Here is a 20,555-nt window from a genome sequence, read left to right as displayed (position 1 = left end):
ACGCTCTAAAACAAACTTACCCGAATGACTACCTCTTCCAGTACTTCATTCTGTATGCCATCCTGTCAATGAACTCTCCGCTAATCCTTCCGATTAGCTTTGTACCCCTAATAACCTCCACTATTTTGAGGCTGCAAAGTTAGATAACCTCTTTCATTTATCCAACATTTGGTTGGAAAATTTTTTTGATTAATTCTGCGACTTTAACTTTTGGGCTGCAAATATAGGGAATTATCAATTACAATCTAAATTATTTCGCATAAAATTCTCAAAAATTTGAAAGAACTTGTTTTCTTGCAAAAATTGTTTTTTGAAATATGGGATGCAAAATTAAGCAGCCTTTAATTCAAAAACAAATTTTAATGAACTTTTTCCTTTTCGTTTTGTACGGCTCTTTGCTGTACTGCCGAATTGGGAGTGCAAAATTGAGGCACGGATTTTAATTATGCAATACCTTGCTCCAATTTTTTTAATTATTTGTTTGAAGCCACCTGAGCTACCGTTGAAAGATGTTGGCGGGTATCGCATTACTTATATGATAAACAGTAACTTTGTCATTAGATTTAAATGAATTGGTAAACAAAGATTATCCAAATGGCAGGCAAACGCAATCTGTATAAGAAGAAGAAAAGCAATAGTACTACTCCGATATTTCGCCTGAATGACCTAATCGCATTTTTTCAGGACAAGCGTTTTTTTATAACGCTTGGTCTGCTGATGATAGCCTTTTCTATCGTGCTGGCTCTTTCATTTGTTTCTTATTTCTCGACGGGGGAAGCAGACCAGAGCATTGTAGAGTCGTGGAATAATACTGTTACTTCTAACGCCGTTGCGCGCAACTGGTTGGGGCGCTTTGGGGCTGTTCTTTCTTACTACTTTATTTATCGCTGGTTTGGCATAGCCTCCTTTCTGTTTATACCTATATTTCTGAACGGAGGCTGGTTGCTTGTTTTTGGAAGAAGCCTGTTCACGGGTTGGCAATCAGCTAAAATCTTCACCTTTTTCCTGTTTTGGCTGAGTACTTCCTTCGGTTATCTGGTTTTGGTAACAGAAACAGAAAGCCAGTATAGTTTTTTATGTGGAGGTATAGGCTATGGCCTTGCTCAGGGTTTGTACAACTTTATGGGGTGGGCTGTTTTGCTGCTACTGTTGATAGCTTTCATCGTATTTATGGTGTATAGTTTTGACTTGGACACGCTTTTGAATTTCCAGCAGAAGGCTCAAAAAACAGCGCAACAAATTAAGAGTAAGGCCGCCGCCGCTACCGAAGAGGTGCGAAGCAACTTCAATCCGGCGGAAGTGATTATGAACAACTTACGGCAGACATCAGCTAAAAACAGCGAACAGCCTTCTGCCGAACAAGTTGCACCTGTATATGTGCCGGAGCAACCTGTTGCGAATACGCCCAAAGGCGGAGTGATTTATGAAGAAGATGATTTTGATGAATTAACAGAGCCTGTTGTTCCATCGGCACAGCCTTCTCCTTCGTTTAGTATTGAAGTGCCTGCCGAAAAGTCGGATGCATTTGCTATGGCAGAAGATGAGGAGGAGCAACAACCACTCTCGGATGAGCCTGCTTATGTTCGCTATGGGCTTTATGACCATACACTTGATTTGAGTTCATACAAATACCCAACGTTGGATTTGCTTGACCAGCCGGAGGTAAGTAAAGTACGGGTAACAAAGGAAGAGCTTGAACAAAACAAGGATAAAATTGTAGAAACTTTGAGCAATTTCCGCATCGGGATTTCAAGCATTAAGGCAACTATCGGCCCGACGGTTACACTTTATGAGATTGTTCCACAAGCGGGTGTGAAGATATCGCGCATCAAAACGCTGGAAGATGATATTGCGCTGAGCCTTTCGGCTTTAGGTATTCGGATTATTGCACCTATTCCGGGACGCGGTACTATCGGTATAGAAGTTCCTAATAAGAACCGTGAGATTGTGAGCATGAGCTCTATTATCACACATGAAAAATTTGTCAATAGCGATAAGGCTCTACCCATAGTACTTGGTAAAACCATCTCTAATGAGGTATTCGTTACCGACTTGGCTAAGATGCCGCACCTGCTGATGGCGGGTGCTACCGGACAAGGTAAATCGGTGGGCTTGAACGTATTGCTGACATCTTTACTATATAAAAAGCATCCTTCGGAATTAAAGTTTGTGCTGGTAGACCCTAAGAAGGTAGAACTTACTTTGTTCAATCGGATTGAACGCCACTTTCTGGCAACATTGCCTAATGCGGAAGAGCCTATTATCACTGACACCCGCAAGGTGATTCACACGCTGAACTCACTTTGTATAGAAATGGACGTGCGCTATAACCTGCTTAAAGATGCGGGATGTCGCAACATTAAGGAGTACAACCATAAATTCACCCACAGGATGCTGAATCCTCAGGACGGACATCGCTTCCTGCCGTATATTGTGCTGATTATTGATGAGTTGGCTGACCTGATGATGACAGCGGGCAAAGAGGTTGAAACACCGATTGCTCGTTTGGCACAGTTGGCACGTGCCATTGGTATTCATTTGGTGGTTGCCACACAGCGCCCTTCGGTCAATGTTATTACAGGTATTATTAAGGCAAACTTCCCTGCACGCTTATCGTTCAAAGTTTCCTCACGCGTGGACAGCCGCACGATTTTAGACAGCAACGGCGCCGAGCAACTCGTAGGACAGGGTGATATGTTGCTTTCCAACGGGTCGGATATCATTCGCCTGCAATGTGCTTTTATAGATACTCATGAGGTAGAACGCATCTGCGAATTTATTGGTGAACAGCGCGGTTACGATACTTCTTACTTGCTGCCTGAGTATGAGGATGAAGGCGCAGAAACCAAAACCGTGGACTTAAACAACCGCGATTCCATGTTTGAAGACGCAGCACGATTGGTGGTGGCGCATCAGCAGGGCAGTACTTCGCTGATTCAACGGAAACTCAGTTTGGGCTATAACCGTGCCGGGCGCATTATGGATCAGTTGGAAGCCGCAGGAGTAGTTGGGCCATTTGAAGGCAGCAAAGCCCGCAAGGTTTTAATCCAAGATGAATACGCTTTGGAACAATTATTGAAATCGCTATCATAGTCTATTTCATACCCCGATTTTTATGAAGCAAATTTTCGCATCATTACTCATTACTCTATTTGCATATATTCATTTTGCGGCAGCCCAAAATACCCGCGACCCTAAGGCAGAAGCCATTTTAAACGCCATGAGTGAGCGTTATAAGAAGATGAGCGCCTTTCGCGCAGAGTTCAGTTATAATTTACGCAGCCCTCAGGAGAAATTAGACGAAACGTTTACCGGAACCATTACGGTCAAGGGGGCAAAATTTCGCCTTAAATTGGGTAATCAGGAGGTTTATAATAATCAAACCACAGTTTGGACATATTCTAAGGAAGACAATGAAGTAACCATTACCGAATATGACCCCGACAGCGGCGATATTAATCCTGCCGAGGTTTACAACATGTACAAAAAAGGTTTTAAGTACAACTATATGGAGGAAAAGAAGGAAAACAATGAAGTGTTTGATGTTATTGACCTGACTCCTGACGATAAAAACCTTAACTACTTCAAAATCAGGCTGACCATTAACAAGCGTACCCGCGACCTGAAAAGTTGGCAGATTTTTGAAAAAAACGGGCGGCGTTCGCTTTACAGCATCAACAAATTTCAGCCAGACATTGTAGTGGCAGACAGTTTTTTCAACTTTGATAAGTCGCAATATCCCAAAGTAACCGAGGTTGATTTACGTTAATCATGGCCAAATCACATAAAAACCGCTCCGGCGTTGTTTACAGCACCGACCCTGATTTTGTTTATCAGGAAAACGACCCTGCCGAGCCGGAAACGCTGGCACCCGGACAACAGCAACTTAAACTGTTATTAGACCGCAAAAGAGCAGGCAAAATTGCCACCATTGTGGAAGGGTTTGTCGGGAGTTCCTCGGACTTGGAAACACTGGGCAAACAACTCAAAACCAAATGCGGCGTGGGAGGCAGCACCAAAGACGGTATTATTATTATTCAAGGCGATTTCAGAGAAAAAATCTACGAATGGCTTCTCAAAGAAGGCTACAAGGTAAAAAAAGCAGGCGGCTGATATTGGCAACCATTTATCGGTTATGCTATTCGGTTATTGCTTTGTTAGCAACTGTAGGCGCTTTACACGCGCAACAGCCTGCCAAGGTGTACCCGTTTGAAGAAGCTATGAAAGCCTACAAGGCAAAAAAGTATGCCGATGCCGTCCTTCTTCTGGAAGGAATATTGGCTGAAAACCGACAAGACGAGCAGGCTTTGTATTATGCCGCTTTGTGCTATCTACAACTGCAACAAGGCGGCACCGCCTACGATTACCTCAAACTTATCCCCAAAGCACAAGCCGCATTTTTAGATGATTATTTCTACTGGTTAGGCAGGGCAGGCTACATGAACCATCGGTTTGAGGAGAGCAAAGCATCCATTAACGCCTACCTTGCTGAACGCGGCAGTAAAAAATTTGCCAAAGAGGCTGCCAACCTGCTTACCTTGCTTGGCTATGCAACGGATTTGATGCAAAAACCTGCCGCATTTACCGTAGAAAATGCCCAAGGCATCAATACAATTGCCAATGAAAGTATTCCCATCAGCTATATTGGTACACAGCGGCTGTGGTTCATCCGAAAAGGTAAAGGCAACAGTGCGCCTGCAAAAACTTCCGCAGAAAAAGAAGGATGGTTTTTGGCACAAAAACAACCCGATGCGCGTTGGAAGCGGGTCTCGGAAGAGAATCTCGAGCAAAACAACTTTACGGCTTTGCAGTGGATAGACAGCGAACGCGCAATGCTGGCACTGAAAGGCGGGAAACTCTGGCTTATGCAACCCTCTGCGGCAGGTTGGCAAGTTGCACGCGAGCTGAGCGTAAAATTTAAAGAAGCCAGTCGTCCATTGGCCGCTACGCTGTATGACCAAAGCCGCAAACTGATTTTTTCTGCTTTTAACCCCGAAACAAGCAGTTTGGATTTGTTCTACACAGAACTCCAAACCGATGGTATATGGAGTGCGCCTACCGCCATTTTAGAAATCAACAGCACACGCGACGAATACACGCCCTTTTTTGCAAGCGATACTAAAACCCTGTATTTCAGCTCCAAAGGTTGGAACAGCATCGGCGGGTTTGACATTTTCAAAACGCAATACGACCCTGTGAAAAAACGCTGGAGCCTGCCTGAAAATGTCGGCTTCCCTATCAGTTCCACGGGCGATGACTACTGGCTGCAAATTTACGGCGACAAAGGTTTCTTTGTCTCTAACCGCTCCGGCGGGGTGGGCGGCGACGATATTTATCAGTTTTTCCCGCTTTCAAAACCGCTGCTGACCGGCAAAATATTAGGGAAGCGAGGCGAAGCACTTGCAGCCTCACAAATTCAGTTCGTGTTTCAAGGCAAAACCATACAAACAAAAACCGATGCAAACGGGAATTACAGGGTTGAAGTACCCATAGAAACCGATATACAACTGCGCATATGGCAGCAAAGCAAAATACAGTATCAGGAAATTTTCAGAATCAGCAGCATAGATGCAAGTAGCAGCAAAACCATTCAGCGCAACTTCAGTATGCAGATAGAAGGCAGCATGGAAGTAGTTGCTGAACCAATCACCGAAAATACGGGGGAAGCCCCCGCCGTTGTATTTGCCATTAACGGCAACGTAAAAGATGCGACACGCAAACAGCCGCTTCGGGCTACCATTAAATTGATAGACATTGAAACCTCAAAAACGGTCAAGTTCACCTCTACCGATGCCAACGGCAGGTTTAATTTCTACTTAGACAAGCCTGTGAACAGCTATTTTATAGAAGTGATGGCGCGCGGCTTTCTTTCGCACTGGCAATTAGGCGAACAAATCGGCAAAAATGAATATGCCATAGCGCTGCAACCGATTGCCAACGGCACAGACTGGCAGATTCCTTCCATAGAGTTTGACGGACAAGGCAACCTCAGCGCCTCTTCAAAACCCGTGCTGGACAAAGTCGGTGCATTTTTGCTGGAAAACGGTACGCTGCAAATACAAATCAGATGCCCGGACGGGAACGCGCGAATGGGTGAGAAACGCGCAGCAATTGTGCAGGCCTATCTTACACAAAGAGGCGTAGCAGCCAATCGTTTAAGCACAGCCGTTATCCCTAATTCGGGTGCACGCGACCGCGGTATCGAGCTGCATATTCTTCCGTAAGAAGCGTTTTTTTGTTACCTTTTGCGGTCAATTGGCTTCTTTCATATGCTTGAAACCGCAAGAGCATTTCTTCATCACATCAAAAACAATGTTTCCGAATGGACGTTCCGTCAGGGGCACAGTCTGTTTGCCAATGGTGCTGTGCAACTGCTATCGCAGTCGGAACAAACTTTTCACTGGTTAGTAAAAGATACTTTTCAGGATACAGAGGTAAAAATCAGCATCCATGAGGACAAAGTTCACAAACAGGCTGACAATCAGGTAAAAGGCTGGGATGCGCCTGCCATTGCTGCTTTGATGGCAGCCATTGACCTGATGAGCCGCCGACAATCGGTAACAACTGCTGCCAATAAGGGGATTCGCTATACCCATGAAGGCATGGCTAAACGCGTGTTGGCAGAACGCAAAGAAAAGGCACAGCAAGCGCAGTATCACTTAGAGTTGGCCGCCAATCCGTTTGGTGAGCACCTGCTCCGCAACGAAAAGAACAAAACCTACCGCATCACTTTCCGCGATTTTGACAAAGAAATTGGCTACTGTTCATGCCCTGATTATCAGGTAAATAAGCTGGGAACTTGTAAACACCTGATGTTTGCCTTTGGTGCAGCAAAAAAACAAGGCTTGCACGAAGCCGCCAAACCCGAATTATTCCCTTTTACCGAAATTTTCTTAGACCCGCTCAATCAGTATCGGGTTACGGCAGCCGTTGCCCCGTCGGCATCTGATGAAGCGCGCAGTTTGGTCAAGCAATATTTCCCTGAACCAAGCCTGCCCGACAATGCTATTTTTGGCCTGCTGCCTTTTCTGGAAACGGCTGCGCGTTTCAAAGAAATTCTGATTCGCCCCGAAGTAGCCGACAAGTTAGAAAGGGGCTTTAACCGACGCGCCCTGACCGAGCTTGCCGCACAGTACCAAACAATACCCGACAACCTACTCCGCACACAACTTCCTGATTATCAGAAAAAAGGAGTCCTTTTTGCCGCCTTCCGCGAAGCGGCCGTTATTGCTGATGAAATGGGATTGGGCAAAACGGCACAAGCCATTGGTGCGGCAGTCCTAAAAAAACAACTGCTTGGCTTTAAACGCACGTTGATTGTTTGCCCTGCCTCACTCAAACAACAGTGGAAGCAGGAAATTGAACGATTTACCAACGAAACGGCAATCATTGCCAATGGTTCGCCGGAAAAACGGCTGTCGGCTTATCAAGACACCTCCGCCTTTTTTGTCATTGTCAATTATGAAGTTTTGCTGAAAGACATTGGCTATTTCAGCCAACAAAGCCCTTGGTCGCCCGATTTGCTCGTTGTGGATGAGGCACAGCGCATCAAAAATTTTGCTACGCAAACCGCACAAGTGCTCAAAAAAATTCAGCGCAAACATACGCTGGCACTCACGGGTACGCCCATAGAAAACCGATTGATTGACTTGTACTCAATTGTTGAGTTTACAGACCCGCATTTTCTTTCGCCGCTTTGGGAATTTTCTTATCAATATTGCTTTTTTGATGAAAAACAGCGCAACAAAATCACAGGCTATTACAACTTGCATGAGTTGCATGAACGCCTGAAACCTATATTGCTGCGCCGCACCAAAGCCGATGTGCTGGACGAATTGCCCGAAATCAGCGAAGTAAACGTGCCCGTTACGCTGCACGAACTGCAACAAAACTATCATCAGGAGTTTGGCAGAGGCGTGGCGGCCATTCTCGGCAAAAAACTGATGACTCCTTTTGACCATCAGAAGTTGATGCAGTTGCTCGCTAAAATGCGCATGGCCTGCAACTCTACTTTCCTGATTGACAAAGAAACCAACCACTCGCCCAAACTGGCAGAATTGCGCCACATATTGCTTGAAAAATTAGACATCCTGCATCAGCCCCGTAAAATTATTATTTTCTCCGAATGGATGCGCATGGGCGATTTGATTGGCAAGATGTTGTTTGACTATGGCATCGGCTTTGCCGAACTGAACAGTTATGTACCCGTTCAGCAGCGCGATGAGGCCATTGGTAAATTTACCCACGATGCGGGCTGCAAAGTTTTACTTTGTACCGATGTAGGCAGCACAGGGCTGAACCTACAAATAGCCGATACGGTCATCAACTTTGAGCTGCCTTGGAATCCGGCCAAAAAGTTGCAACGCATCGGCAGGATAGACCGCATCGGGCAACAGCAACGCCATCTGACCGTTATCAATTTATATGCGGAAAACAGCATAGAAGAAAAAATTGCCAACGGTCTTTTGCTCAAACAAAGCCTGATGGATGGGGTACTGGGCGAAGGCACAACACCCGATACAGTGGACTTATCTGCCGAAGGGCGCGCACAATTTCTGGAACAGTTGGCAGGTTCTATCAGCGACTTGCTGCCGACCGATGAACTTACTGCAACACCGCTTGCCGTGGAGGAGGAAGCCGCCGAAAGTACAACTCCCCTGTTGCCCGTTACCGATGAAAAACTCCGTCAGGTATTGCAAAGTGGTATGGATTTCCTCGGCGATATGCTGAAAATCACCACAGGTGCTGAGGTTGTGATGCAGGAAAATTACTTTGAAATCCATCCCGAAACGGGTGAAATCATGCTGAGGTTTAAAGTGAAGCCTTCGGAAAATTACTCGTCTTCCTCTAACCCAAAGCTGTAAGATGCCCAAAAGCTTTCCCAGTCTGCTTCCGTAGGTTCGGGACAGGGTATCATGTGCGTGGCATGAACAAACCACTCGCCTTTCCGATTTAACGAAAAACGACAGATACCATTACCATCGGTACGTGCAGTTTGTTGAGTTGCAGGTTTATTGCCTATACGATTGCGCGCTTTGATGACTTTGTTAGCCAATGGTTTACCTTCAAAAAATACCTGAACTCTGAATTTGTCGCCTACTTTGAGCAAGTACGGATTTTCTAAAAAGATAAACTCTAAGCGATGCCCTACACGTGCCTTGTGAATGGTATCAGCAGTGCTGATATTTTCACTTGTTATCAGGCATTTAATATACCTTGAATAACGTTCACGCTGCTCAGGTTTAGCACGGCTAATTTGGATGTTTTCTATGTTATCCTCTTTCAGATAAGCTGAAAACTTGTCGTTGGCAAGAGTAATCTTAGCATAATCACGCTCCATATGCACAAGTGCTGTACCCTCAAAATCTACTTGTTTATTCAATACAGGAAAAGCATTGTCAGCCGAATTAGACAGTAAGTCCTCCTTACCACTATGCGTAAGCATTTCAAAACGACGTGTCATATTCTTTTGCAACTGACGCTCCATTTCAATATTGAAACCGTCGGAAACAAACAAATGCAGTTGTAAAAGTTCTCCTTTTTTCAATCGGTATTTAGCTGCTAAAAACACATATTCATGGGCTATTGCAGTAATAACGATGGTGAATAAGAATGTGAATGATATCCAGTATTTCAATGTGTAACGCTTCATGGGCTATTTGCCTTTATGTTTGGATAATATTGTGATTTTGCAGATACACTGCAATTGCCAACAAAGCTAAGTTTTAGCAGACAAAACTCATAAACCTAACTTGTCAGCAATCGTTGTATGCGAACGCGAATTATACAAAAGCACAAGTGATTTGTAATTTTTTTGTGTAAGTTACTGAAAAACAGTTTGCGTAAATATTACAAATTGCCGCGCTTCAATTCACCGGCGGCAAAGTCGCAGGCACGTGCCGTGAGCGCCATGTAGGTAAGTGAAGGATTCTGGCAGGCAGATGACACCATACAGGAACCATCGGTTACAAATACGTTGGGCACTCCCCAAACCTGATTGTTTTTGTTGAGTACTGATGTTTTCGGGTCGCGTCCCATGCGTGCTGTCCCCATCTCGTGGATGCCCAACCCCGGAAACTGTTTGCTGTCTTCTGCCTTGACATTTTTGAAGCCTGCCGCTTCCAACATTTCTACCGCATCTGCCATCATGTCTTTTATCATCAGCAGCTCGTTTTCTTTGTATTCACAATCTATTTTCAGGGTTGGCATACCCCATTTGTCCAACTTTGTGGTATCCAAGGATACTTTATTGCTGTAATCGGGCAGCATTTCGCCCATGCCGTGCATGGCAAAGCCCCACTTGCCGGGTTCGGAAAGTCTGTCTTTCAGGTCTGCACCAAAGCCGCCTTCGCTGATGCCGCGCGACCAACCGCCGCGCCAACTGCCGCCGCCATAGGCAAATCCGCGCAGGTAGGGGCGGTCATTTTTTTGCAAATTCTGATAGCGGGGAATGTATGTACCGTTGGGGCGACGACCGGTGTAGTAGCGGTCTTCGTAGCCGTCTATCTCCGAATAAATACGCACGCGATAGTTGTGATCCATCAGGTTGTGCCCCAACTGCCCGCTGTCATTTCCCAACCCGTTGGGAAAGCGCGAGGATGTAGAATTGAGCATAATCAACGTAGTATTCAGCGTAGCGGCGTTGAGAAATACAATGCGGGCGTAGTATTCTGTCATTTGTTTGGTATTGGCATCTATCACACGCACACCCGTGGCCTTGCCCTTCTGTTCGTCATAAATAACCGAATGTACCACCGAATCGGGGCGTAGGGTCAAATTGCCCGTTTTCTGTGCTGCGGGAATAGTCGCCGAGTTGGAGCTGAAATAGCCGCCGTAAGGACAGCCCCTGTGGCAAAGATTGCGATATTGGCAAGGGCCGCGCCCCAAATGCGACTTTGTCAGGTTGGCACACCGCCCGATAATCATGCGGCGGTTCTCAAAGTTGCGCTGCAAAAAATCGGCAAAATGGGTTTCCACGCAGGTCATCTCCATTGGCGGCAAAAACTGCCCGTCAGGAATTTGGGGCAGCCCATCGCGGTTGCCGCTGATGCCAGCAAAACGCTCTACATAGTCATACCACGGCGCAAGGTCTTCATACCGAATCGGCCAGTCCACCCCTACCCCATCGCGGGCATTGGCTTCAAAGTCCATCGGGCTGAGGCGGTAGCACTGCCGCGCCCACAGCAATGACTTGCCCCCCACCTGATAGCCGCGAATCCAGTCAAAGCCTTTTATCTGTGTGTAGGGTTGGTCGCCGTCATTGACAAAAAAATGCTTGGTATCTTCTCCGAATGCATAGCATTTGCGCTGTATAGGGTGGCTGTCGTACTCGGCGGCCGTCAGCCGACCTCTGTGGGGCAGTTCCCACGGAAACTTGTTCGCGGTGGGATAGTCTTTGATATGCTCCACGCTGCGCCCGCGTTCCAGTACAAGGGTCTTCAAGCCCTTCTCGCACAGTTCTTTGGCAGCCCAGCCACCCGAAATGCCGGAACCCACGACAATTGCGTCAAAGGTATTTTGCTGTTTGGCTTTGATATTCAGGTAAGTCATTTTTAATGGCGTGTTTTCATTTTCATGGAAGAGCCAAAAGTTAGGGAATTTGCCGCAAAACTTCCGTGCAACGCTGATATCTTCCTAATTTTACTGCCTCAAAACATTTGTATCATGACCAACTTGCAACATATCATTGAAGCAGCATGGGACAACCGCGAGCTGCTCAAAAGTACTGAAACCATTCAGGCAATTGAATATACCATTGAAGAATTGGATAAAGGCCGTATCCGTGTGGCCGAGCCAACGGCAGACGGCAAGTGGCAGGTAAACCAATGGGTTAAAAAGGCCGTGATTCTGTATTTTCCCATCCGTCAAATGGAAACTATTGAGGTTGGCCCGATGGAATTTCACGACAAAATGCGCCTGAAAAAAGGCTATGCCAAGTTGGGCGTGCGCGTAGTACCTCATGCTATTGCCCGCTACGGCGCATTCCTGAACAAAGGGGTGATTATGATGCCTTCCTACGTAAACATTGGCGCATATGTGGATAGCGGCACAATGGTGGATACATGGGCAACCGTAGGCAGTTGCGCACAAATCGGTAAAGATGTGCACCTGAGCGGCGGCGTAGGCATTGGCGGCGTGCTGGAGCCTGTGCAGGCAAGCCCTGTGATTGTGGAAGACGGCGCTTTCATCGGTTCGCGCTGTATCATCGTAGAAGGGGCGCACATTGGCAAGCAGGCCGTTCTGGGCGCAAACGTAGTTATTACAGGTTCTTCAAAAGTCATTGACGTTACGGGCAGTGAGCCGGTAGAGTATCGCGGCTATGTACCTGAGCGTGCGGTAGTTGTGCCGGGCAGCTATACCAAGAAATTCCCTGCGGGCGAATATCAGGTGGGTTGTGCGCTCATCATCGGGCAGCGCAAAGAAAGCACCGACCTGAAAACTTCGCTCAACGATGCCCTGCGTGAAAACGGTGTAGCGGTATAGAGTTATGAGCCCCTATCCGCTTTACACAAAAGCGTAAGAGGTTTGCGAAAAATGTTTTGTGTAAATTATTGAAAAACAAACACTTAAACCTGACAGTCCTTAAAAACCTGTCAGGTTTACATGTAACCACCTGTACCGAATTGCCGAGTATTTTTCCGACAGTGAAGTAGTTGTTCGTAGCCCTGATTGGTATCAGGTATTTGAGTAAAAAACCTCCCTCAAATTCGCCACAGCCTGCACTGCTACATCCGCCGTCCCGAAATCCAACGGCGGCAACAGATATATATCATCAAAACCGGTATTTGCTAACATCTCCGCGCTGCCGGAGCTAATCAGGCTGATGCGCTTACCATGTTTTTTTGCCAGCAGCAGCAAAGCATGGCAGCCTTTGCCGCTTTCCGACTGGAAGTCGTAGCGCCCCTCACCCGTGATAATCCAATCGCTCTGCGCAACGCGCTGCTCCATTTGCACCGCCTCAAAGAAATACGCCGACCCGCTGCGAATTTCTACGGGATAAAATGCAGACAAACCCAAAGCAATACCACCTGCTGCGCCAAAGCAAGGGCGGTCGGCCAGGGTCGGGTTCAGTTGCCGTAACAACTGAAAAATCCGCTCTGCATTGGCCGTAAAGGCGGGCATATCGGCAGCCTGCAACCCTTTTTGAGGGGCAAAAACGGGGATAGCCCCCTGCGCACCGAAGAAAGTATTATCCACATCGCAAAGGCAGGTAATTTTTGCAAGAGGCATCAGCTGCTCGGCTGACAGGCGGGTTATCCGCTCCAACCATCGGAAACTAAACGGCTTTATCAACTGATTATCAGCATCGTACAGTTCAAGCCCCAATGCCTGCAAAATGCCCAAGCCCATATCTACCGAAGCGCTGCCGCCCAAACCCAAAATGATTTCCTGCGCGCCTTTTTTGAGAGCATCGGCTATTGTTTGCCCTGTACCAAACGTGGAGGCACTCCATACATCCTTTTCGCCAAGGGATAAATGACGGATACCGGAAGCGGATGAGACATCGGCACAGACTGTATTGGCGGCAGTATCAAAATAACATGTGGCCTCTATATCGCGTCCACGTGCATCTGTTGCCAAAACAGTATGCGATTGCCATTGCAAAGCCTCTCCCAATAAACGACAAGTCCCATCGCCGCCATCGGCAATGGGACATTGCGTAATATCGGCCTGCGGATATTTGGCTTGCAGGGTTTCCGCTATAATTTGTGCGGCATGGTCAGCCTCAATGGTGCCTTTAAAAGCATTGGGCGCTACCAAAATCTGCATACTAAAATCCGCCTTTGAGGTAACTCCATCCTTCCTCTTGTCGCTCAATAATCCAAATCAGCCCCCGCGGAATAATTGGGCAACTGATGATATCTTCCTCTTTGATGTTGCGCTGGGTCATGGTTTGGCGACAAGCTAAAAACTTGATGCCTTTCTGTTGAAAATCAACCACTTTGGATGCAAAGGGGCTTGTTTTCATCAACAAATCCATCCCTTTGTTGTGGCAAACAATCTCCATCTCGAGGTTTTCCTCTCCAAAACCTTCTAACACATTTTTCAATTGGTTCATTAGTGCCCGATGAGCCGCCGTATCGCTGGTTGTAAATTGCATCACTACGCGGTGTTTTTTCGGATTTTGAGCCCATGCAGCATTGCTTGCTGCTGCCGACATGATAAAAATGACAATGGCGTAAAAATAAAATCGGGTAATTCTCATGGCAGTAAATTTTTCGGTAAGTTACACATTTATGCGCAAATTTGAGCCATGCAATTGTTCTATGCCGTACAACTTCCGCCCGTTCATCAGGAATTTGTGCTTTCCGAAGAAGAATCTAAACACTGTGTGCGCGTGCTTCGCATGATGCAAGGCGATGCCATTCACTTCACCGACGGCCAAGGGACGCTTGCCGAAGCCATGATTACCGATGCGCACCCCAAACGCTGCAAAGTCGGCATTATGAAACTGACACAGCAACCCAAACCTTATCGGGGCAGTATCCATTTAGCCGTTGCACCTACCAAAAATGCCGAGCGCATGGAATGGATGGTAGAGAAATGCACCGAAACAGGCATTGACCGCATCAGTTTTGTACTGACTGAACGCACCGAACGGGCACATTTCAATACGGAACGAATGGAAAAGAAAGCACTTGCCGCCATGAAACAATCGCTGCAATGTTGGCTGCCGCAGATATGCGCGCCCTTGCCCTTGGCCGATTTTCTGCAAAAAGTCAGCGAAACGGGGCGTTTTATTGCCCATGCGGACAAGGAAAAGCCGCTGCACTTGTTCCAACTGGCGCAGCCTGCTACGGATGTTTGCCTGCTCATAGGCCCCGAAGGCGATTTTACCCCTGCCGAGTTGGAAGCGGCAAAGGCCGCAGGTTTTCAGGTCGCGGGGCTGGGCAATACGCGCCTCCGCACCGAAACGGCAGCCATTTTAGGCTGTCATGCGTTACATTTGTTGAATGAAGTTAAGTAATTGCGGCTATGATTAAACACCTGATATTCATTAGCATTTGCTTGTTGGCAAGCCTCCCCTCCCAAGCCCAAGAGCGCCCGCTCAAAATTGCCAAGCTGAAATACAACGGCGGCGGGGACTGGTACGCCAACAAAACATCGCTGCCCAACCTGATTGCATTTTGCAACCGCAATTTAGGAACAAACATTGCCCCCGAAGAAGAAGTCGTTGAGCCGGGCAGCCCCGAAATTTTTTCTTACCCCTTCATCCACATGACCGGGCACGGCAACGTGGTTTTCAGCCCGTCGGAGGCACAAAACCTGCGGAAATACCTCATTTCGGGGGGCTTTTTGCACATAGACGACAACTACGGCATGGATAAGTTCATCCGACCCGAACTGAAAAAAATATTTCCCGAGTTGGAATTGGTAGAGTTGCCGTTCAACCATCCGATTTACCGACAGAAATTTATTTTCACCAACGGGCTGCCCAAAGTACACGAACACGACGGCAAACCGCCGCAAGGCTTCGGACTGATTTATGAGGGGCGGTTAGTCGTTTTTTACAGCTATGAATGCGATTTGGGCAACGGCTGGGAAGACCAAATCATTTACAACGACCCCGAAGAAGTACGGCAAAAGGCACTGCAAATGGGAGCCAATATCCTTATGTATGCCTTTACTCAAAACTGATGAAGCGATTAAACAATTGAAATGGAAACAACGGTAGCTGTTATCGGCGGCGGAAGCTGGGCAACTGCATTAGTTAAACTACTGTCTGAAAATGAGGTAGTTATCAACTGGTGGCTGCGTTCCAAAACCGACCTGAACCATATCATCAACTACGGACACAACCCCCGCTATTTAAGCGGCATACACCTGAACCTGAAAAAAATCAAGCCACAGCAAGATTTGCGGGAGGCCATTGAACCCGCGGATATTGTGTTGTTGGCTGTTCCTTCTGCCTTTGTTAAAGATGTGTTGGACTCGCTGCCCGACCATGCTTTGCAAGGCAAAATCATTGTTTCGGCCATTAAAGGCATGATTCGCCACGAAAACGTGTTGGTTACAGACTATGTAAACAAACGGTTCGGTATCGCTGCCGATGATTTGCTGGCCATTGCCGGCCCCTGTCATGCCGAAGAAGTTGCTTTGGAAAAACTGTCTTACCTGACCATTTGCGGGGCAAACATCGCCAAAGCCAAAGCCTTTGCCAACCTTATCAGTTGCCGCTACTTGAAGGCAACCGCCATTGAAGACCTTGCAGGTGCCGAATATTGCGCCGTAATGAAAAACATTATTGCCATTGCCTGCGGCATTGCACACGGCTTGAACTACGGCGACAACTTTCAGGCGGTGCTTGTTGCCAATGCCATGCAGGAAATCCGACGATTTCTGGATGCAGTAGCGCCCATAGAACGCGACCTGAACGCCTCTGCCTACCTTGGCGACCTGTTAGTTACTACCTACTCGCAATTCAGCCGCAACCGCACATTCGGCAGCATGGTCGGGCGCGGCTACTCGGTCAAATCGGCACAGTTTGAGATGCAAATGGTTGCCGAAGGCTACTATGCCGTTGCCTGTATCTACCCGATTATGAAAAAATATCAGGTGAAAATGCCGATTACGCAGGCCGTTTACAACATTCTATACGAAAAAATATCCCCGATTGTAGAGTTCCAAATTCTGCGCGACCTGCTTTCCTGAGCCATGAACCAACCTGTATCTGTTACCGACCTGTTCGTCAAGCCCGCAAGATGGGGGCTGCGCGGCGACCCGTACCTATGGGAAGAGATGCAAGCAGCAGCCCAACAAATCCCACTCCCCGATACGTCGGAAGAGCTGGAACATATCCTGCACAATTTGTTCCGCGAACTCACGGGCGAACTGCTCGAGGCCAATAAAATCATCCGCATCAGCCGTTTTCCTCAAATCGGAATGTCCGGAGGCATGGTGTCTGCCGATTTCCGGCTCAATCAGATTTTTCCTGCCGTGATAGCGCGATTCAACAACCGTTGATTGTAAGCCTAAATTTCTTTGACTGCTTGTCAATTGATTATATAAAATACTAACAGGTCTCAAAGACCCGTTAGTATTAAACCATTGATTTTTAAAGTTTTGCACAAAATATTTTTCACAAACCACTTGCGCCTCATAAGCCATTGAGCAACTCAATGCACGCCCAAAAACGATACTCCGATTGGGTATTGGGTAACATGCAAACGGCATAAAATCCGCTGCAACTGCTAAAACGCCACCGTGCCTTTGTCATTGTCGCCATTCAGGCGCAGGCTTTTGCGGGCGCTGCCTGTTTTAATGTGTACAAAGTTTACTTGGTCGTCAAACAGTTCCAACAAAACGGCATTTCTGACTTCTACCGACTGCACGGGCAGTATCTGTTCGGCTTCCAGATAAATCCAGCAGGCATCTACCTCGTACTCGCGCCCGATGTACTTCCAGCGCACCGGCTGCCCGTTGATTTTGCACTGAAACTGCATTTGCAAATACTGCTCAATGAATTTTTCGGCATCGGGGTGTTCTTTGGGGGTGGCAAGGTGGGTGCGTACTTTGTAGTGCTTTTCCAGCGCATCCTGCAAGTCGTCAATGAAAATTTTATGAGTAATCTCTATTTGTCGGGCAGCCGTATTGTGGTTAATCTCACACAGGCTGATGTGAATCGGATGAAATAAACTACTGATAATCAACAAAAAAGAAATCGGCAAAAAAGCAAACATAAGCAATGGGAAAGGGTTTTAGAAATGCAAGTTTATCCTTTCTCAGACATTATCGGGCAAAAGAGTTGCCAAAGTTCAGATTTGTACACCAATGGCAATAATGTCATCCAATTGTTTCTCGTCGGCAGCCTGCCGCCAATCTTCAATGGTTTGTTTGATGCGACCTTCTTGTTGAGGCATAGGCAGCAAATGAATTTCTGCCAAAAGTTGTTCCAATCGCTTTCTGCCAAACTTGCGGTTGCTGCTGCCGCCGAATTGGTCGGTGTAGCCGTCGGAAAACAGGTAAAAGCTCATGCCTTCGCGCAGGGGCAGTTGGTGCAGTTGAAATTGCATCGCGCCAAAGCGATTGCGTCCGCCAATGGGGATTTTATCGGCGCGTATGATTTGTACTTTGCCCTGATTGACACAGTACAAGGGGATGCCGGAACCTGCATAATACAAGTTGCCACTGCCAACGGAAAGTTTACCGTCGGCCATATCAAGCGCACAAATGCCGATTTCCATGCCGTCCTGATTGAGGGTTTCATGCTGGCGCAAAACTTTGCCAATGCCTAAGCGCAGTTCTTCCAGAATCAAGTCGGGGCGGGTGATGCCGCGCACGCTGACAATTTCGTGCAGCAAATCGTTGCCAATCAGGCTCATAAATGCACCGGGGATGCCGTGCCCCGTGCAATCGGCAGCCGCAATCAACACTTGCTGCTCGGTGCGTGCAAACCAGTAAAAATCGCCTGAAACGACTTCCTTCGGGCTAAACCACACAAAAGACTGCGGCAATGCAGCCCTGACTTCGCTTTGCTGCGGCATAATGGCTTGCTGAATGCGGCGGGCATAGGCAATACTTTCGCTGATATTGCGGTTGCGGCGGCTGAGCAGGCGGTTTTGTTCTTCTATGTTTTGCCGCTGTGCCGAAATTTCTTCTGCCTGTTGCGAAATTTCCTCGTTGAGCACCATCAGTTCGCTTGTTTGTTCCAGCAAGCGCGAATTTTGTTCTGCTATGTGCTTTTTACTTTTTCGCGCACTCGTTCCGTACACATAGGAAAGGAAGCCGATGTAGTGGCTGCCTGCAAACAGGTACACAAATGCGGGAATCATCAAAGAACTTTCTGCCACGGCGATGTATTCCCAATCGGTGAAAAAACCTGCCGACAATACGCCAAGGGCATAGCTTATCAAACCCAACAAAAACAGTTTCATGCCGCCCATGGAAAAGTTGGTGGCTGAGTTGGCAATAGCAAAGGGTGCTGCCAAGGCAGGGGAATAGAACACAAGGGCAGAAATCCAGCCTATCCAAAACATATCGGCAAGCAGTACGTGCTGTTCGGCGGCATGGCTGCTGCGCTGCCGACGGTAATACAAAAAGCCCAAATGCGGATAAACCAAAGCCCAGCCGCAAAAAACAAGGGCAACAGTAGAAATTTCAGCCTTGTAATGCCATTGGGTCAGCAAAATGGTGGCAATAGCCAGCCAGTAGCCGACTACCCGCAAAGGATAGATGCGTCTGCCGATACTGCCTTTATTTTTTTCCGTAATCGCTGATTCAGGTTGATTCATGTTTGCGCTATCTGCCGAATGGCATTCACTAAGCGGTCTAAGTCGCGGGTGGTGGTATAGACATTAGGCGTTACGCGCACCCCTTTGATATTTTCCCACTCAATACCGGTTGTATGTATCTTGTATTTGTTGAAAAGCGCCCCGTCCACTTCCGCCACTGTTTTGCCTTTAACGGAAAACAAGCCGATGGCGCAACCGAATTCGGGTTTGAGGGAAGTATGCAGGCGCACCTTGGGCAAATCTATCACTTTTTCTGCCCAATAATTTTTGAGGTAGTGCAATCTTTTTTCCTTGCGTTCCGCTCCTATCATCCAATGAAAATCAATGGCTTGCCCGATGGCCTGTTCGTTGGCAAAAGGTCTTGTCCCCAAATTTTCAAACTTGCGAATGTCTTCGCTTTCAGGGTCTTGCGCACCGAAAAGGGGGTAGAGGTTGCGGATTTTTTCTTTGCGCACGTAGAGCATCCCGCTGCCGAAAGGTGCGGTGAGCCATTTGTGCAGGCTTGTACCGAAATAATCGCCGTTCAGGTCGGGGATGCGGAAGTTGAGCAACCCGAAACTGTGCGCACCGTCCACCACGACTTCAATGCCCCGCGCACGGGCGATGTCGGCAATTTCGCGCACGGGCAGCGTTTGCCCCGACCAGTTGATGATGTGCGTAATGTGCACAACTTTGGTTTTGGGCGTAAATAAAGCCGTGTATTGCCGCACAATTTCTTCCTTGTTTTCTATCGGCAAATTGAGGTTTACGTAGCGCAGCACGATGCCTTCGCGCTTTTCGCGCTGCCGCCATGCGTGCAACATGTTGGGGTAATCTTGCCGTGCCAGCACCACCTCATCGCCTTTTTGCAGCCGCAAGCCGAAAATGACGGTTTCCAGCGCTTCGGTGGCGTTGCGGTGAATGGCGATTTCTTCGGAAGAGCAGCCCGCCAAATCCGCCAAACGGGCACGTAGCGGCTCGCGACCCGCATCCAGCACGCGCCACATGTAGTAGCTCGGCGCTTCGTTAGACAGGCGGTTGTAGCGTTCCACGGCTTCCTGTACTACCCGCGGGTGCGGCGAAACCCCGCCGTTGTTCAGATTCAGAATGTTAGGCGAAACGGTAAAAGCCTGTTTAATCTGATACCAGAACTCCTCATCGCGGACGGTATCGTCCACCGATTGGCTGTTGGCAGCCAGCAGTGCCTTGTTCAGGTCTTTGGCAGCTAACCGTGCGCCCCAACTGCCCAAAGGCGATGATAAAGCAAGCGCCGCCGCCGCACGTTTCAAAAAATGGCGGCGCGGCGCGGCAGGTTCTTCCGAAAAGGTTTTCATAACAAAAATC

The 20,555-nt window shown here is 47.7% G+C and carries 17 protein-coding genes; 10 read left to right on the top strand and 7 right to left on the bottom strand.

Annotated features, from left to right (window positions below):
* Positions 1-594 precede the first annotated feature (594 nt).
* Genes NDK19_RS15900 through NDK19_RS15880 form a run of 5 tightly spaced genes read left to right on the top strand, consistent with a single transcriptional unit; the run spans position 595 to position 8,864 of the window.
* Positions 595-3,093, top strand: a complete 2,499-nt coding sequence (locus tag NDK19_RS15900) for a DNA translocase FtsK (protein ID WP_250632896.1) — start codon at positions 595-597, stop codon at positions 3,091-3,093.
* A gap of 22 nt (positions 3,094-3,115) precedes the next feature.
* Positions 3,116-3,769, top strand: a complete 654-nt coding sequence (locus NDK19_RS15895; RefSeq protein WP_250632895.1) for a LolA family protein — start codon at positions 3,116-3,118, stop codon at positions 3,767-3,769.
* 2 nt (positions 3,770-3,771) lie between these two features.
* On the top strand, positions 3,772-4,113 hold the full coding sequence (locus NDK19_RS15890) for a translation initiation factor (RefSeq protein ID WP_250632894.1): 342 nt from the start codon (positions 3,772-3,774) through the stop codon (positions 4,111-4,113).
* On the top strand, positions 4,068-6,224 hold the full coding sequence (locus NDK19_RS15885; RefSeq protein ID WP_250632893.1) for a hypothetical protein: 2,157 nt from the start codon (positions 4,068-4,070) through the stop codon (positions 6,222-6,224). The genes NDK19_RS15890 and NDK19_RS15885 overlap by 46 nt, the downstream gene beginning before the upstream one ends.
* Before the next feature lie 45 nt (positions 6,225-6,269).
* Positions 6,270-8,864 (top strand): DEAD/DEAH box helicase, encoded by a 2,595-nt coding sequence (locus NDK19_RS15880; protein ID WP_250632892.1) that lies wholly within the window; start codon positions 6,270-6,272, stop codon positions 8,862-8,864.
* Here the strand turns inward: NDK19_RS15880 and NDK19_RS15875 are convergent.
* Together NDK19_RS15875 and NDK19_RS15870 are read right to left on the bottom strand one after the other, a co-directional pair.
* Complete coding sequence (locus NDK19_RS15875) at positions 8,834-9,652, bottom strand: DUF4198 domain-containing protein (protein ID WP_250632891.1); 819 nt, start codon at positions 9,650-9,652, stop codon at positions 8,834-8,836. The genes NDK19_RS15880 and NDK19_RS15875 overlap by 31 nt on opposite strands.
* A gap of 197 nt (positions 9,653-9,849) precedes the next feature.
* Positions 9,850-11,550 carry a GMC oxidoreductase gene (locus NDK19_RS15870; RefSeq protein WP_250632890.1) on the bottom strand — a complete coding sequence of 567 codons (1,701 nt, stop codon included), beginning with the start codon at positions 11,548-11,550 and terminating at the stop codon, positions 9,850-9,852.
* 114 nt (positions 11,551-11,664) lie between these two features.
* On the opposite strand from NDK19_RS15870, the gene NDK19_RS15865 reads away from it, so the two are divergent.
* Positions 11,665-12,483 carry a 2,3,4,5-tetrahydropyridine-2,6-dicarboxylate N-succinyltransferase gene (locus NDK19_RS15865; protein WP_250632889.1) on the top strand — a complete coding sequence of 273 codons (819 nt, stop codon included), beginning with the start codon at positions 11,665-11,667 and terminating at the stop codon, positions 12,481-12,483.
* A gap of 192 nt (positions 12,484-12,675) precedes the next feature.
* Here the strand turns inward: NDK19_RS15865 and NDK19_RS15860 are convergent, their stop codons facing one another.
* Positions 12,676-13,770 carry a glycerate kinase gene (locus NDK19_RS15860; protein ID WP_250632888.1) on the bottom strand — a complete coding sequence of 365 codons (1,095 nt, stop codon included), beginning with the start codon at positions 13,768-13,770 and terminating at the stop codon, positions 12,676-12,678.
* Position 13,771: 1 nt separating this feature from the next.
* Positions 13,772-14,206: a DsrE family protein gene (locus tag NDK19_RS15855; RefSeq protein ID WP_250632887.1), complete on the bottom strand. Its 435-nt coding sequence runs from the start codon at positions 14,204-14,206 to the stop codon at positions 13,772-13,774.
* Between the two features lie 48 nt (positions 14,207-14,254).
* On the opposite strand from NDK19_RS15855, the gene NDK19_RS15850 reads away from it, so the two are divergent.
* Genes NDK19_RS15850 through NDK19_RS15835 form a run of 4 tightly spaced genes read left to right on the top strand, consistent with a single transcriptional unit; the run spans position 14,255 to position 16,965 of the window.
* The gene (locus tag NDK19_RS15850) at positions 14,255-14,968 is read left to right on the top strand and encodes a 16S rRNA (uracil(1498)-N(3))-methyltransferase (protein WP_250632886.1); all 714 of its coding nucleotides are present in this window, start codon (positions 14,255-14,257) and stop codon (positions 14,966-14,968) included.
* 8 nt (positions 14,969-14,976) lie between these two features.
* Positions 14,977-15,639, top strand: a complete 663-nt coding sequence (locus NDK19_RS15845; protein ID WP_250632885.1) for a DUF4159 domain-containing protein — start codon at positions 14,977-14,979, stop codon at positions 15,637-15,639.
* A gap of 21 nt (positions 15,640-15,660) precedes the next feature.
* Positions 15,661-16,653 (top strand): NAD(P)H-dependent glycerol-3-phosphate dehydrogenase, encoded by a 993-nt coding sequence (locus tag NDK19_RS15840; RefSeq protein ID WP_250632884.1) that lies wholly within the window; start codon positions 15,661-15,663, stop codon positions 16,651-16,653.
* Positions 16,654-16,656: 3 nt separating this feature from the next.
* A complete protein-coding gene (locus NDK19_RS15835) occupies positions 16,657-16,965 on the top strand; it encodes a hypothetical protein (RefSeq protein WP_250632883.1) in 309 nt (102 codons plus the stop codon).
* Positions 16,966-17,192: 227 nt separating this feature from the next.
* Here the strand turns inward: NDK19_RS15835 and NDK19_RS15830 are convergent, their stop codons facing one another.
* The 3 genes from NDK19_RS15830 to NDK19_RS15820 form a co-directional block, all read right to left on the bottom strand.
* Positions 17,193-17,681 carry a DUF6702 family protein gene (locus NDK19_RS15830; protein ID WP_250632882.1) on the bottom strand — a complete coding sequence of 163 codons (489 nt, stop codon included), beginning with the start codon at positions 17,679-17,681 and terminating at the stop codon, positions 17,193-17,195.
* A 75-nt stretch (positions 17,682-17,756) separates the two neighbouring features.
* Positions 17,757-19,232 (bottom strand): PP2C family protein-serine/threonine phosphatase, encoded by a 1,476-nt coding sequence (locus NDK19_RS15825; RefSeq protein WP_250632881.1) that lies wholly within the window; start codon positions 19,230-19,232, stop codon positions 17,757-17,759.
* A complete protein-coding gene (locus tag NDK19_RS15820) occupies positions 19,229-20,545 on the bottom strand; it encodes an aminotransferase class V-fold PLP-dependent enzyme (protein ID WP_250632880.1) in 1,317 nt (438 codons plus the stop codon). Before NDK19_RS15820 ends, NDK19_RS15825 begins: the two co-directional genes overlap by 4 nt.
* Between the last annotated feature and the right edge of the window lie 10 nt (positions 20,546-20,555).

The organism is Rhodoflexus caldus, assembly GCF_021206925.1.
GTDB classification, from domain to species: domain Bacteria; phylum Bacteroidota; class Bacteroidia; order Cytophagales; family Thermoflexibacteraceae; genus Rhodoflexus; species Rhodoflexus caldus.
The sequence above is the reverse complement of the archived record's forward strand: the minus strand, read 5'-3'. Positions and strand labels throughout refer to the sequence as shown.